General features: G+C 58.2%; 11 protein-coding genes. 4 read left to right on the plus strand and 7 right to left on the minus strand.

Annotated features, from left to right (window positions below; all coding sequences use genetic code 11):
• Positions 1 to 313: 313 nt before the first annotated feature.
• Entirely contained in the window at positions 314 to 3,859 is a 3,546-nt protein-coding gene (gene nifJ / locus ACKXF7_RS04360) for a pyruvate:ferredoxin (flavodoxin) oxidoreductase (protein ID WP_423742243.1), read from the minus strand.
• On the opposite strand from nifJ, the gene ACKXF7_RS04365 reads away from it, so the two are divergent.
• Genes ACKXF7_RS04365 through ACKXF7_RS04380 form a run of 4 tightly spaced genes read left to right on the plus strand, consistent with a single transcriptional unit; the run spans position 3,812 to position 6,581 of the window.
• Entirely contained in the window at positions 3,812 to 4,570 is a 759-nt protein-coding gene (locus tag ACKXF7_RS04365) for a hypothetical protein (protein WP_423742244.1), read from the plus strand. The genes nifJ and ACKXF7_RS04365 overlap by 48 nt on opposite strands.
• Before the next feature lie 48 nt (positions 4,571 to 4,618).
• Positions 4,619 to 5,173, plus strand: coding sequence for an NUDIX hydrolase (locus tag ACKXF7_RS04370; RefSeq protein ID WP_339394450.1), 555 nt, complete (start codon positions 4,619 to 4,621; stop codon positions 5,171 to 5,173).
• The gene (locus ACKXF7_RS04375) at positions 5,170 to 5,859 is read left to right on the plus strand and encodes an RluA family pseudouridine synthase (RefSeq protein WP_423742245.1); all 690 of its coding nucleotides are present in this window, start codon (positions 5,170 to 5,172) and stop codon (positions 5,857 to 5,859) included. Before ACKXF7_RS04370 ends, ACKXF7_RS04375 begins: the two co-directional genes overlap by 4 nt.
• 44 nt (positions 5,860 to 5,903) lie before the next feature.
• A complete protein-coding gene (locus ACKXF7_RS04380) occupies positions 5,904 to 6,581 on the plus strand; it encodes a GntR family transcriptional regulator (protein WP_348584147.1) in 678 nt (225 codons plus the stop codon).
• A 293-nt stretch (positions 6,582 to 6,874) separates the two neighbouring features.
• On the opposite strand, the gene ACKXF7_RS04385 is transcribed toward ACKXF7_RS04380, so the two are convergent.
• The 6 genes from ACKXF7_RS04385 to gyrA all read right to left on the minus strand — a co-directional run bounded on the left by ACKXF7_RS04385 (position 6,875) and on the right by gyrA (position 14,730).
• Positions 6,875 to 7,456 carry a manganese efflux pump MntP family protein gene (locus ACKXF7_RS04385; RefSeq protein WP_423742246.1) on the minus strand — a complete coding sequence of 194 codons (582 nt, stop codon included), beginning with the start codon at positions 7,454 to 7,456 and terminating at the stop codon, positions 6,875 to 6,877.
• A 320-nt stretch (positions 7,457 to 7,776) separates the two neighbouring features.
• Entirely contained in the window at positions 7,777 to 8,766 is a 990-nt protein-coding gene (locus ACKXF7_RS04390) for a glycosyltransferase family 2 protein (protein ID WP_423742247.1), read from the minus strand.
• A 13-nt stretch (positions 8,767 to 8,779) separates the two neighbouring features.
• A complete protein-coding gene (locus ACKXF7_RS04395) occupies positions 8,780 to 9,775 on the minus strand; it encodes a glycosyltransferase family 2 protein (RefSeq protein ID WP_423742248.1) in 996 nt (331 codons plus the stop codon).
• A gap of 12 nt (positions 9,776 to 9,787) precedes the next feature.
• A complete protein-coding gene (locus tag ACKXF7_RS04400; RefSeq protein WP_423742249.1) occupies positions 9,788 to 10,789 on the minus strand; it encodes a glycosyltransferase family 2 protein in 1,002 nt (333 codons plus the stop codon).
• A 26-nt stretch (positions 10,790 to 10,815) separates the two neighbouring features.
• Positions 10,816 to 11,781, minus strand: coding sequence for a glycosyltransferase family 2 protein (locus ACKXF7_RS04405; RefSeq protein ID WP_423742250.1), 966 nt, complete (start codon positions 11,779 to 11,781; stop codon positions 10,816 to 10,818).
• A gap of 366 nt (positions 11,782 to 12,147) precedes the next feature.
• On the minus strand, positions 12,148 to 14,730 hold the full coding sequence (gene gyrA, locus ACKXF7_RS04410) for a DNA gyrase subunit A (protein ID WP_339394443.1): 2,583 nt from the start codon (positions 14,728 to 14,730) through the stop codon (positions 12,148 to 12,150).
• Positions 14,731 to 14,850 lie beyond the last annotated feature (120 nt).

Genomic DNA, 14,850 nt, shown 5'->3' on the forward strand with positions numbered 1-14,850 from the left:
AGCAAGGTATCTGCAACGCAGACCTTATACTCCTGACACACGCGGGGTGTGCTTTCAAGGACCCTCGCGGGCGCTTTGGTATCTCATATCCCGCTGCGGTGCTTCGCACGGAACAAAGCACCGCCCGGGAAGTGAAATCAGTCAGAACGCGTGTGGCGGATGCTGTACTTCAGCACATCACCTGCTTGGATGGATGCGTTTCTCCGCTTCGTACCGCTGCATTGCGCAGTAACCGCCGGTACGGGGCAGCCGCCCTCTTGCATTGTGGGGCTAAGGTGCCACAAATATCTGCATCCAAAGCGCAGAAGAATGCTTACTTGTACAGGTCGACCAGACGGGTCAGGTGCTCGTAGCGGTCGTTAGCAACCTGCTGGTTGCGTGCGAACAGCTCCTTAGCACGGTCGGGGAATGCACGAGTCAGGCGGCTGTAACGGGTCTCGTTAGACAGCAGTGCCTGATACTTCTCGTTATCCACAGCCTTGGAGGTCAGGGTGAACGGATTCTTGCCCTGAGCCTTGTTTGCCGGGTTGAAGGTGAACAGGTTCCAGTAACCGGCCTCAACTGCCTTCTTCATCTCGTTCTGGCAGTTGGTCATGCCGCCCTTGACACCGTGCAGCTCGCAGGGAGCGTAGCCGATGATCAGAGACGGGCCGGGGTAAGCCTCAGCCTCAGCGATGGCCTTGACAGCCTGAGCCGGGTTAGCACCCAGTGCGATCTGAGCAACATAGATGTAACCGTAGGTCATAGCGATCTCGGACAGGCTCTTCTTGCTGATCTCCTTACCAGCAGCAGCGAACTGGCAGACTTCACCAATGTTGGAAGCCTTGGATGCCTGTCCACCGGTGTTGGAGTACATCTCAGTATCGAAGACCATCACGTTGACATCCTCGCCGGAAGCCAGAACGTGGTCCAGACCACCGAAGCCGATGTCGTATGCCCAGCCGTCACCACCGAAGATCCAGACGGACTTCTTGGCGATGAACTGCTTGCTCTTCAGGATCTCTGCAGACTTCTCGCAGCCGGCAGCAGCAGCCTTCTCCAGCTCAGCGATCAGGGCCTTTGCGGGCTCGTCGTTGGCCTTGGTGTTGTTCTTGGTCTCCAGGAACTTCTCAAAGGCAGCCTTCAGCTCAGCAGAAGCCTTGTCGGAACCAGCAACCTCAGCGATCTCCTTGATCAGGTTCTCGCGGACGGTCTTCTGGCCGATGTACAGGCCCAGACCATGCTCTGCGTTATCCTCGAACAGGGAGTTGCACCATGCAGGACCATGGCCGCTGTCCTTGTTGACGGTGTACGGAGAGATGGAAGCGGTGCCGCCCCAGATGGAGGAGCAGCCGGTAGCGTTGGAGATGTACATCTTCTCGCCGAACAACTGAGTAATCAGGCGAGCGTAAGAAGTCTCGGCACAGCCTGCGCAGGAGCCAGAGAACTCCAGCAGCGGCTGGTTGAACTGAGAACCGATGACGGTATCGTCAGCAAACTTGGAAGGCTTCTTGGAGATGTTGGCCACGCAGTAGTCGAACACTGCCTGCTGATCGGCCTGGCTGTCCTGCGGCACCATGGTGATAGCCTTGGTGGGGCAGACGGTGACGCACTCGCCGCAGCCCATGCAGTCCAGAGGAGACACAGCCATGACAAACTTGTACTCGTTTGCGGGCTTGTTGTCGCGGCTCTTGGTCTGTGCAGGAGCAGCTGCCAGCTCGTCGGCGGTCAGCTGGAAGGGACGGATGGTAGCATGAGAGCAGACGAATGCACACTGGTTACAGCCAACGCACTTTGCAGCATCCCACTCGGGGACGTTGACAGCGGTGCCGCGCTTCTCGTATGCAGAAGCGCCCTGCTCCCACTCGCCGTTTGCATTTGCCACGAAGGAAGAGACAGGCAGGCTGTCGCCGTCCATACGGGCAATGGGCTCCATGACATCGCGGATCTGCTTGACCAGCTCCGGACGGCCGGTGAGAGCCTTGGGTGCGGGATGAGCCTCGGGGTTGGACCAGGATGCGGGCACGTCCACCTTGTGGATGGCGTCAACGCCTGCATCGATAGCCTTCCAGTTCATCTCAACGACGTCCTGGCCCTTCTTGCCGTAGCTCTTCTGAGCTGCCTGCTTCATGAAGTTGACGGCATCCTCGATGGGCATGACGTCAGCCAGCTTGAAGAATGCAGACTGCAGGATGGTGTTGGTGCGCTTGCCCATGCCGATCTCGATAGCCTTATCGATAGCATTGATGGTATACAGCTGGATGTTGTTGTCAGCGATATACTTCTTTGCCTCGGCGTTCAGGTGCTGGCCCAGCTCCTCATCGGACCACTGGCAGTTGATCATGAACACGCCGCCGGGCTTGACATCCTGGACCATCTTCATGCCCATGTGGATGTAAGCGGGGTTGTGGCAGGCCACGAAGTCAGCCTGGTTGATGTAGTAGGGGCTGCGGATGGGCTTGTCGCCGAAACGCAGATGGCTGATGGTCACGCCGCCGGTCTTCTTGGAGTCATACTGGAAGTATGCCTGAACATACTTGTCGGTATGGTCGCCGATGATCTTGACGGAGTTCTTGTTAGCACCGACAGTACCGTCGCCGCCCAGACCCCAGAACTTGCACTCCTTGGTGCCAGCAGCTGCGGTGATGGGAGCGGGCTTGACTTCCGGCAGAGACAGGAAGGTGACGTCATCGGTGATGCCCAGAGTGAAGCGCTCCTTGGGCTGATCCTTCTCCAGCTCCTTGAACAGAGCAAAGATGGAGGACGGCGGGGTATCCTTGCTGCCCAGACCGTAACGGCCGCCGGTCAGAACGACATCGTTCAGGCCAGCCTCACGCAGGGTAGCGGCAACATCCAGATACAGGGGCTCGCCCAGAGAGCCGGGCTCCTTGGTGCGGTCCAGCACAGCCACCTTCTTGGCGGTCTTGGGCAGGACCTTCAGCAGGGAAGCAGAGACCCAGGGACGATACAGACGAACCTTGATGATACCGACCTTCTCGCCGCGTGCGTTCAGGTAGTCGATGACCTCATCAGCAACGTCGCAGATGGAGCCCATAGCCACGATCACACGGTCAGCATCGGGTGCGCCGTAGTAGTTGAACAGATCGTAGTTGGTGCCCAGCTTTGCGTTGATCTTGGCCATGTACTTCTCAACAACAGCAGGCAGAGCGTTGTAGACGCTGTTGCATGCCTCACGATGCTGGAAGAACACGTCGCCGTTCTCGTGGGAGCCGCGCATCTTGGGGTGCTCGGGGTTCAGAGCCTTCTTACGGAACTCCTCCACAGCCTCCATGTTGCACATTTCCTTCAGATCGGCGTAATCCCACTTCTCGATCTTCTGGTACTCATGAGAAGTACGGAAGCCATCGAAGAAGTTCAGGAAGGGAACCTTGCCCTCGATGGCGCACAGATGTGCGACAGGGGACAGATCCATGACTTCCTGCACGCTGCTCTCGACCAGCATTGCAAAGCCGGTCTGGCGGCATGCCATGACGTCGCTGTGATCACCGAAGATGTTCAGGGACTGGGTAGCAACGGTACGTGCAGAAACATCGAACACGCAGGGCAGCTGCTCAGCAGCGATCTTGTACATGTTGGGGATCATCAGCAGCAGGCCCTGAGAAGCGGTGAAGGTGGTGGTAACAGCACCTGCACCCAGAGAGCCGTGCACAGCGCCTGCGGCGCCTGCCTCAGATTCCATCTCGACAACCTTGACCTGATTGCCGAAGATGTTCTTCTGGCCGGCTGCGGACCACTGGTCCACAGAGTCAGCCATCGGAGAAGACGGGGTAATGGGGTAGATGGCAGCCACGTCCGTGTAGGCATACGCTACATGGGCGGCAGCGGTATTGCCATCCATAGTTTGCTTTGCTCTAGGCATTTTTCTTCCTCCATTATTCAGAATTTGGTACCTTTTGCGCGGGGCAATATGCCCCACATGGGACCGGAGAACCCCATAAAGGCACTATTGCTTGTATACTATAATAACAAATTCTGCCCGCAAAGTAAACGCAAACAGCCCAACAAACGCACCAAAAATAAAGAAAATTTTTTAGCTGTTTTGTACGTCTTTAGTACGGTAAAGCAAGCGTTGGTGCGGATTTTTGGTTTTAGCCTGCCTGCTTTGCCAGATCCTGTGATTTTTTTCGCAAAAAGGGGGAGGGAACCCTCTCAGTCAAGCGTCCCAGCCCTCTCAGGCGCTAACGCGCCAGATTCCCCCTTTTGTCGCTGCGCGACATCTTCCCCCGGCGCGGGGGAAGTCTTTCCTCTCAGGGGGAGCTTTATTTGTGCTGACCGGAAGATACAAAAAGCTCCCCCTTTCGGGGGAGCTGGCGAACGCAGTGAGCCTGAGAGGGTTCGTTTCCCGCAGCGCCGCGCTTTCGCAGAAAGCGGCGCTGCAAATGCTGCTTTCCGTTACGACCCCTCCCGTGAAAAGGCAATTCTGGAAAATCCGCAGATTTTCCAGAATTGCGAAATTATAAATATTCTTTCCGCTGATTATGCGCAAAGCAAACGCGGCGCGCATTTCAAATCGTCCCATCCTCTTGTATTTATCATCTCTTTATTGACAACAAACCGCACTTTGCCGTAAACTGAGAGCAGAAAACCGGCGCTGTGCCGGGCAGAGAGGGTAAATACAATGGAAAAGATCACACATTACGAAAAGACACTTACCAGCGAGGTCCTCTTTGAGGGCCGGGTCATCACCCTGACCAAGGACACTGCTCTGCTGGAAAACGGCAAGACCGCCACCCGTGAGGTGGTGCATCACCACGGCGGTGCGTGCATCCTGCCTTATTTTGAGGACGGCACCATCTGCATGGTGCGCCAGTTCCGCTACGCCATGCAGCAGGAGCTGTGGGAGCTGCCCGCCGGCAAGCTGGAAAAGGGCGAGGACCCCTTTGAAGCCGCCAAACGGGAGCTGGGCGAGGAGTGCGGTCTGACCGCCGACCATTACATCTCTCTGGGCCAGTTCTACCCCACCGTGGGCTACGATACCGAGGTCATCTATACATGGGTCGCCACCGGCCTGCACAAGACCCAGATGCATCTGGATGCGGACGAGTTCCTGACGCCGGACCGCGTGCCGCTGGATAAAGCCTATGAAATGGTCATGAGCGGCGAGATCCGGGACGGCAAGACCATTGCCGGCATCCTGAAACTCAAGGCGCTGATCGCTGAGGGCAAGCTGTGAACATCCTGTACGAGGATGCCTTCATCGTAGTGCTGGACAAGCCTGCGGGCCTTTCCAGCGAGGAGGGTGTTCCCGCAGCGCTGCGGCAGCGGTGGAACGCCCCGGACGCCTTTGTGGGGGTGGTGCACCGGCTGGACACCGGCGTTTCCGGCCTGATGGTGTTTGCCCGCACGCCCGGGGCTGCGGCCGCACTCAGCCGTCAGATCACCCAGAGCCAGAACGCCTACGCTGTGCAGGACGGCCGGGCCGAGGGCAGGGCAGAAGAGCCGCAGTTCATCAAGCAGTACCGTGCCGTCATTGCAGGCGGGCCGGACGAAGCACTGCCCGCCGAAGGCACCCTGCGGGACTGGCTGTTCAAGGACAGCCGCCGGGGCCGGGTGTTCCCGGTCAGCCGCCCCCGCAAGGGCGTGCGGGAAGCCGTTCTGGAATACCGCATCCTGAAAACAGCAGGGAACACGAGCCTTGTGGGCATCACTCTGCACACCGGCCGCACCCATCAGATCCGGGTACAGTTTGCCGCCCGGAAGCATCCGCTCTCCGGCGACGGCAAGTATGGCAGCCGGGTAAAGGGAGACATCGCTCTGCAGAGCTGCGGCCTGCAGTTCCGGCATCCGGACACTGGCAAGCCCCTGCAGTTCAGCCTGCCCCTGCCGGACGCCGCACCGTGGAAAGAGTTTTTAGAATGATGCATCGCCTTACGCAAATACATCATGTTCATTAGGTGAGAGGTATGGAACAATATAGAACCGATGCTGAAATTTACGCCGTGCTGGAGCGAGAGATCATCGATCTGACCATCCGCCCCGGCTCCCTGCTGAGCGAAAACCCGCTGTGCAGCCGCTTTGCGGCCCCCCGCAGCATGATCCGGGTGGTTTTGCAGAAACTGCAGGAAAACGGGCTGGTGAAGATCGTGCCCTATAAGGGCACCACCGTCACCCGGCTGAACCGCCGCATCGTGGACGAGCTGATCTACGAGCGCACCGCCGTGGAGGCCCGCATCCTGCGGGATTTTGCGCCCCAGTGCACCCCCGAACAGCGGGCGCTCATCCGCAGACGGGTGGAGGCCTACGCGGCCCTTGCCGCCACGGAAAAGCCCGATTACAACCGGCTGTACGAGGCCGACCGCACCCTGCACGGGACATGGTTTGCCGCCATGGACAAGATGTATCTGTGGAGCACCCTGCAGAACGCCCACGCCGACTACAGCCGCTTCCGGATGCTGGACACCATCACCAGCGGCGGGCTTGCGGAAGTGATCGCAGATCACCGGAGCCTGCTGGATGCCATTGAGCGGTGCGACCTTGCCGCCTTTGAGCCGCTGGTGGAAAAGCACCTTTACGGCGGCATCCGGCGGCTGGGCTCCAAGCTGACCGAGGAATACGCCGACTACTTTGAGCCGGAAAAGTAATTGTTCTATGTGGAACAATGGTTGAACCCTCTCAGTCACGCCTTACGGCGTGCCAGCTCCCCCGAAGGGGGGGAGCTTATAGCACTGCCGGAAACTTTTTGCATTCATCCGATACGTTTCCGTTACCGCAAAAAAAGCTCCCCCTTCGGGGGAGCTGGCTGCGACCATCGGGAGCAGACTGAGAGGGTTAGCTCCCTCCCCGAGGGAGTTGTCGCGGCGTGCGCCGCGACTGAGGGAGTTAAAACACAAGCAAAAAGCCCGGAGCATCCGCAGACGCTCCGGGCTTTTTATATTCAGAACACCCCGGAAATAAAGATCTCCAGACCAATGCCAATGAGGATCATGCCGCCCAGAATGGACGCCTTGCCGGAAAGCTTCGTGCCGAACTTTTTGCCGATGCGCAGGCCCGCCATGCAGATGAAGAAGGTGACCACCGCAATGATGAGCGATGCCGCCAGAGCCATCAGCCAGCCGTACTCCGAAATGGTAAAGCCCACCGAAAGGGCATCGATGCTGGTGGCGACGCCCTGCATGAGCAGTGCACCGGCGCTGAGCTCTGCAGCCTCTTCGGCTTCCTCGCCCCGGATGCCATCCACAAGCATCTTGCCGCCGATGTAGCCCAGCAGTGCCAGCGCGATCCACGGGATGAATGTTTCAAAGGAAGAGAACATCTCCACGATGGTGTGCACGCACACCCAGCCGGTCATGGGCATGACCGCCTGAAAAAGGGCAAAGGTGCCCGCAATTCTGCACATGGTTCCCCTGCTCATGCGGGGGTCGTGCAGGCCGTTTGCCATCGACACCGAAAACGCATCCATTGCAAGGCCCACGCCCAGCAGTGCGCTGTTGAGAAAAAATACAAAGCTCCATTCCATATTGTCTGCCTCCTGAATCTGACCAGAATATCGGGCAATACAAAACCCGGCTTCGGGCGCACCTGCACGTCCGAAGCCGGGTCAATTTTCTTCATCGACTCCATGTGCACGGGCGGCATTCTGCGCGCCAAAAACACATGAGTCTCGCAAATTAAAGCAAGCCAGACCGAAACCACCGGCCATTGTGTTGACTTGCTGCGCCTTCTGCAACCGGCGCTTGCTACTCCCCCACGGGTATTTGTGATCGTTCTGTTATTGTAGCATATCCCGCGCCGGAAGTCCAGACAAACCGTGGAAACCGTTTTTAGAAACAATCGCCTTCAGGTCCTGTTTTTCCAGCGGGTCTCAAAATACCGGTCCTGCGAAAGGATAAAGCACAGGGTACTGCCCAGCGCCTGCGGGGTGACGGCATGCTCCTGCCGCAGTGCCCGGCGGGCGCGGCGCTCATATTCCCGGGCCTGCTGCATCCGGGGCGTTTTCCGCTCCTGCGCCGTCAGGTGGGAGCCCACATCGATGAGCGAGTGCAGCAGCACCCAGTACAGCTCACACAGCGAGCCGGTGACGCCATGGCGGCGGGCGCACTCGAACACCGCATAGTTTGCCTCCACCCGGTCGAGATTGCGCAGGGTGACTTTGCTGTTCACGATGCTTCCCGCCACCTTGCGGTAGAGGTACATCGCATCCGGGATGTTGGCGATCTTTTCTGCTTTTTCGTAGGCGTAGGCGATCAGCAGGGTGTCCTCGTTCAGCTTGCCCTCTGCAAAGCGCAGCTGCGCAAAGATGCTGCGGTGGTACAGCTTGTTCCACACCACCATGTAGGGCAGAAGGGTGCTGTGCTCCAACGCCTGCTCCGAGGTCAGCACCTCCCGCCGCACATGCAGATACTGCTCCCGGATGGGGGTCAGGGCTTCGTCCACCTGCCGGTAATTGCACACGGCCATCTGTGCACCGGCCTCCTGCGCCGCATGGTAAAGCTTTGCGCAGAAGTCCGGCGTGATGGTGTCGTCTGAATCCACAAAGGCGATCCACTCGCCCTCTGCCGCGTCCAGCCCGGCATTGCGTGCCCCGCTCAGGCCACGGTTTTTCTGGTGGATGACCCGGATGCGGCTGTCCTTTGCCGCTGCGGCATCGCACAGGGCAGGGCAGTTGTCCGGAGAGCCATCGTCCACCAAAATCAGCTCAAAATCCGTGAAGGTCTGGGCAAGGATGGAAGCGATGCAGGCGTTCAGAAAACGCTCTGTCTTATATACCGGCACGATGATGCTGATGGTTTTCCTGCTTTCGGGCCGGGTCGGGTGCTGTTCTTTCACGGTAACTTCCTCATCATTTCAGGTTCTGCAGTTTTGCCTGCCGTTCTCTGCGCAGTTCCAGATACTTTGTGGGCGATTTTGTGTACCGGATCGTATCCGAGATCCCCCGCAGGGTGATGGCCCGGGCCTGCCACAGCTTATGCCGTGCGTCCCGTTCGTATCCCATGCACTCTTTCATCCGGGGGCTTCTGCGCTCCTCCGGGGTCAGGTGCCACCAGATATCCACAAGGGCGGTCAGTACGGTGCGGTAGGCTTCGCACAGGGTCTCTGCGTTATGCCGGTACATGCCCAGAAACATCTGGTAGCAGGCTTCCACCCGGTCCAGCGTTTTTACCGAATAACTGCTGTGCATGATGCTCTCCGGCACCTGCCGGTACTGGTACAGCGACTCCGGGATGCTGGCCATCTTCTGCACCCGCTCATAGATCCGGGGTGCGGTGTAGGTGTCCTCAAATTTTTTGCCCTCCGGCAGGCGCAGGCCGTCGAACAGTTCCCGCCGGAAAAGCTTATTGCACATGGACTGATACATGCCGATGACCAGCCGGTTGTAGATCTCCTGCTGCGGGATGACCTCATCGTACTGGGTCGTATCCCATCCATCATAGACCTTGCCGTTTTCGTCTGTGAACGCAAAGCCGTACAGTACCACGTCCGCACCGGTCTTTTCCGCTGTGCTGTGGGCCTTTTCCAGCGCCTGCGGCAGCAGCATATCGTCCGAATCCACAAAGGCGATCCATTCGCCCTCTGCCGCGTCCAGCCCGGCATTGCGGGCGCCGCTCAGGCCGCGGTTTTTCTGGTGGATGACCCGGATGCGGCTGTCCCTTGCCGCTGCGGCATCGCACAAAGCAGGGCAGCCGTCCGGGGAGCCGTCGTCCACCAGAATCAGCTCAAAATCCGCAAAGGTCTGGGCAAGGATGGAATCGATGCAGTCATTCAGGTATTTTTCCACCCGGTACACCGGCACGATCACGCTGATCTCGGGACGGTTTCTGACCTTCTGCTCACTCACAACGGTTTCTCCTTACCTGCATTTTTTCGGTTTTGTCTGCCGGATCTTATATTTGCAGCGGTTATACAGCGGAGCATTGACTGCCCGCAGCTCTGCTTCCAGCCAGTTCTGCACCGTAAATGCCCCTGCCTGCTTTACCTCGGCCTCTGCCTTTTTCAGGCAGGCTTCCGCCTGCTTCATCTGTACACTTTTTCTGTCCTCCGGAGACAGATTTCTTTCCACCTTCCGGAAAAAAGCCTTCATGATGGTGTACTGCAGATACACCGTATCCTTCCTGCCATATTTAAGCGCACACTGGAACAAAGCGTAGTTCGCGTATACCTCCTGCAAATTTTTCAGGCCGATTTTTCCGCGCACGATGCCATTCGGATTGAAGCGATAGTGATAGAGCGGCTCTCCCACACACACAACATCCGTTACCTGTTCCAGCACTGCCGGGATCGTAAGGGCATCCTCATAATTCTGCCCGATCGGAAAACGAAGCTCCGCAAACAGTTCCCGGCTGTACAGCTTCGTTGTTGCATGGACCAGCGGCGTAAGCCGGATGCGGTGCACTGCCTCCTCCCGTGAAAGGGTCTCCGTCCGGAGCGCACGCTCCTGATAACCGCTCAGAGAGCCATCCGCATCAAAGTACAGAATATCGCTGACCACCAGCTTTGCACCAGCCTGTTTTGCCGCATGGTAAAGCTTTTCGCAGAATGTTTTGTCAACGCTGTCGTCCGAATCGATAAACGAAAGCCAGTTTCCGCGTGCGATCTCAATGCCCGCATTTCTGGCACCGCTCAGACCCTTGTTCTGCTGGTGAATGACCCGGATGCGGCTGTCCTTTGCTGCCGCCGCATCGCACAGGGCAGGGCAGCCGTCCGGGGAGCCGTCGTCCACTAAGATCAGCTCAAAATCCGTGAAGGTCTGGGCAAGGATGGAGTCGATGCACTCGTTCAGATATCGTTCCACCTTGTACACCGGCACGATGACGCTGATCTCCGGGCGGCTCTCCGCTCTCTTTTCACTCACAACATTCTCTCCTTCACGACTTCTGATCAGGCCCAGCCTTTCAGGTGATAATAAACGGTTTTGTTCCAGAACCACACGGCCGCTTCCAGCTTATTGCGCAGGGTATCCGCCCCGGCCTGCCTGACCTCCGTTTCCGCCTTGCGGATCAGATCGATGGTCTGCTGTACCTTCGGGTCATTCCGGTCTTCCGGGGAAAGTTTTTTCAGGAACTTTTTGAAATAGCTTTTCATGATCGCATACTGCAGGTATGCCGCATCCTTTTTGCCGTATTTCAGTGCACAGCAAAGCATCCCATAGTTTACGTCTACTTCTTCCAGATTTTTCAGGGTCACTTTTCTGTGCATAATACTTGCCGGATTGATGCGGTAATGGTAGAGAGGTTCTGCCACACACACCGTTTCCGTAATTTTTTCCAGAAGGTCAGGAAGGATGCAGGCATCCTCATAGAGTTTTCCGACAGGGAAACGAAACGTTTCAAAAATATCCCGGCTGTACAGTTTTGTTGTCGCATGAACCAGCGGCGTTGAGCGAATTCGATGGGCATATTCTTCCCGGGTCAGGACTTCATCCCGAAGAGGGAGATCCTTGTACACGCTCACCGAGCCATCCGCTTCAAGGTACAGAATATTGGAAACAGCCATTTTTGTTCCGTATTTTTTTACCGCATGATAAAGCTTTTCGCAGAATGTTCTGTCAATGCTGTCATCCGAATCGATAAACGAAAGCCAGTTTCCGCGTGCGATCTCAATGCCCGCATTTCTGGCCCCGCTCAGGCCCTTGTTCTGCTGGTGGATGACCCGGATACGGCTGTCCTTTTCTGCTGCCGTATCACACAGGGCAGGGCAGTTATCCGGGGAGCCGTCGTCTACCAGAATCAGCTCAAAATCCGTGAAGGTCTGGGCAAGGATGGAGTCGATGCACTCGTTCAGATATTTTTCCACCTTGTACACCGGCACGATGATGCTGATCTCCGGACGCTTTTGTTCTGTCATGTTTCTGTTCCTCTTCTCACATTCGTGTTTTTCCGACACATGCTGCTTCTATTATACATTGTTTTTCCGCCGCTGAAAAGTGCAAAAAATCCCCGCAGACAGCACAAAGGCATCTGCGGGGATTTTCAGTCCGGGAAGCCAGCAGATAGTTTCTCCAGCGAATGACCGGGAAGTGGGGCCCCGGCGAGCTTTGCTCGATGGGGCGGAACCGTGGGTTCTGCAACTGCAACGACCGCCGCCAATGGCGGAAACAGGGAGTTGCCGTTGGGGCCGCGGTCAGCGAGACGCAAGCGAATGCGATGCGGCTGCTGGGTACCGCAACCCGTCGCTGTTCGCGGAGAAAGCTATCTGCTGGCCCTCTATTCGTTATTCTTCGCTCTTATCGTCCGCTTCCGGGGTCTCGGCGGCAGAAGCTGCATCGGCGGCCTCCATGGCGGCCAGCTGCTCTGCGGTGGGCTCGGCATCGGCGTCGGAGGTGTCGATCTGCTCGGTCTGTGCCTCGTCGTCATGGTCGGTGCGGGCCAGCACCATCACCTTGTCGTTCTCGCCCAGACGCATTACCCGCACGCCGGAGCCGTAGCGGCTCTGCAGCGGGATCTCGTTGGCGTGCAGACGGATGATGATACCCTCCTGACTGCTCAGCAGCACATCGTCCACATCGTCCACGATCTTGACCGCAGCCACCTTATCCTTGGCGGCATCGTAGTTGCGGATGCCCTTGCCGCCGCGTGCGGTGATGCGGTAGGTGTCGATGTCCGACCGGCGGCCCTTGCCGTTCTCGGTGACGGTGAGCACCGTGCCGCCCTCGCGGCAGATGCACACGCCCACAACTTCATCGCCTTCGGCCAGACGGATGGCGCGCACGCCGTGGCCGCTGCGGCCCATGGGACGTGCATCCTCTTCGTTGAAGCGGATGGCCTGACCGTTGCGGGTGGCAACGATGAGCATATCGTGGCCGGTGGTCAGGCGGGTCCATGCCAGTGCATCGCCCTCGTTCAGGGCAATGCCGATCAGGCCGGACTTGCGGATGTTGGCATACTGCTCCAGCGGGGTGCGCTTGATAAGGCCCTGCTTCGTGACCATGGTCACAAAGCCGCCCTCAGTGTCGGCTTCCTTCGACTGGCAGATCATGTTGGTGACCTTTTCGCCCTCGGCCAGCTGCAGCAGGTTGACGATGTTGCTGCCCTTGCTGGTGCGGCTGCCCTCGGCAATGGTGTAGCCCTTGATGCGGAACAGACGGCCCCGGTCGGTGACAAAGAGCACATAATCGTGGGTGGAGCCTACGAACATCTCCTGCACGATGTCCTCTTCCTTGCGGGTCATGCCGGAGATGCCGCGTCCGCCGCGGCGCTGTGCCTGATAGGTGGCCTTGAGCTGGCGCTTGATATAGCCGGCCTCGGTCAGGGTGTAGACGCACTGTTCCTCAGCGATCAGGTCCTCGATATCCACCTCACCGGTCACGGACTGGATCTCGGTGCGGCGCTCGTCGCCGAAGCGCTTCTTCATTTCCAGCAGCTCGTCCTTGACGATGGCAAGCACACGGGCGTCATCCGCCAGAATGGCTTCCCAGTTCTCGATCTTGGCCTGCAGGCTGGCAAGCTCTTCCTCGATCTTCAAAATCTCAAGGCCTGCCAGACGGCCCAGCTGCAGCTTGACGATGGCATCTGCCTGCGGGTCGTCAAAGCCGAACTGCTCCATGATGGCAGCCTTGGCCTCTGCCATGCCGCCCTTGCAGGCGCGGATGGTGGCGATCAGCTCGTCCACGATGTCGGTGGCCTTCTTCAGGCCTTCCAGAATGTGGGCGCGCTCCTTGGCCTTTTTCAGGTCATACTGGGTGCGGCGGCGCACCACCTCGTCCTGAAATTCCACGTATTTCTGAAGCATCTGCTTCAGGGTGAGCACCTTGGGCACCTTGTGGTCGATGGCCAGCATGATGACGCCCACGGTATCCTGCAGCTGGGTGTACTGGTACAGCTGGTTCAGGATGACCTGTGCGTTGGCGTCCTTGCGGATGTCCACCACGATGCGCATACCCTTGCGGTTGGTCTCATCGTTCAGGCCGGTGATGCCCTCAATGCGTTTCTCCTTGACAAGATCGGCCATGTTCTCAATGAGGCGGGCCTTGTTGACCATATACGGGATCTCGGTAATGATGATCTGGGTGCGGCCGTTCTTGGTCTCCTCGATGGTGGCGCGGCCCCGCAGGGTGATCTTGCCCCGGCCGGTGGCGTAGGCGGCACGAATGCCGCTGCGGCCCATGATGATGCCGGCAGTGGGGAAGTCCGGGCCCTTGATGTATTCCATCAGGCCGGGCAGGTCGATGTCCGGGTCGTCGATATAGGCGATGCAGCCATCAATGACCTCACTCAGGTTGTGGGGCGGGATGTTGGTGGCCATGCCGACCGCGATGCCCTGACTGCCGTTGACCAGCAGGTTGGGGAAGCGGCAGGGCAGCACGCTGGGCTCCTTCTTGGTCTCGTCAAAGTTGGGGTCCCAGTCGATGGTGTCCTTCTCGATATCGGTCAGCATCTCCACCGCCATGCGGCTCATGCGGGCCTCGGTGTAACGGTAGGCAGCCGGGGGGTCGCCATCCACAGAACCAAAGTTACCCTGACCATCCACCAGCGGATAGCGCAGAGAGAAGTCCTGTGCCAGACGGACCATGGCATCGTAGACCGATGCGTCGCCGTGGGGATGGTAAGAGCCCAGCACCGCACCAACGGTGTCGGCGGATTTGCGGTAGGGATGGCTGGGGTCGTTGCCGCGCTCGTGCATGGTGTACAGAATGCGGCGGTGGACGGGTTTCAGGCCGTCGCGCACGTCGGGCAGAGCGCGGGACACGATGACCGACATGGAGTAGTCCAGAAATGCGGTCTCGATCTCCTTTTTCACATCGCGGATGATCTTTTTGGTTCCGCTGCCCGGTATCATCACATAATCTTCTTCCATTGTTTCCTCCGTAGGGTTTGACCCTCTCTTTTGTACAGGAAAGGGATTTTTTCTCGGAAAACAGCCTCGCCCTCTCAGGCGCTTACGCGCCAGCTCCCCCAAAGTGGGAGCCCTTGGCAG

This window comes from Faecalibacterium sp. 7, from assembly GCF_049562865.1.
Classification (GTDB): domain Bacteria; phylum Bacillota; class Clostridia; order Oscillospirales; family Ruminococcaceae; genus Faecalibacterium; species Faecalibacterium wellingii.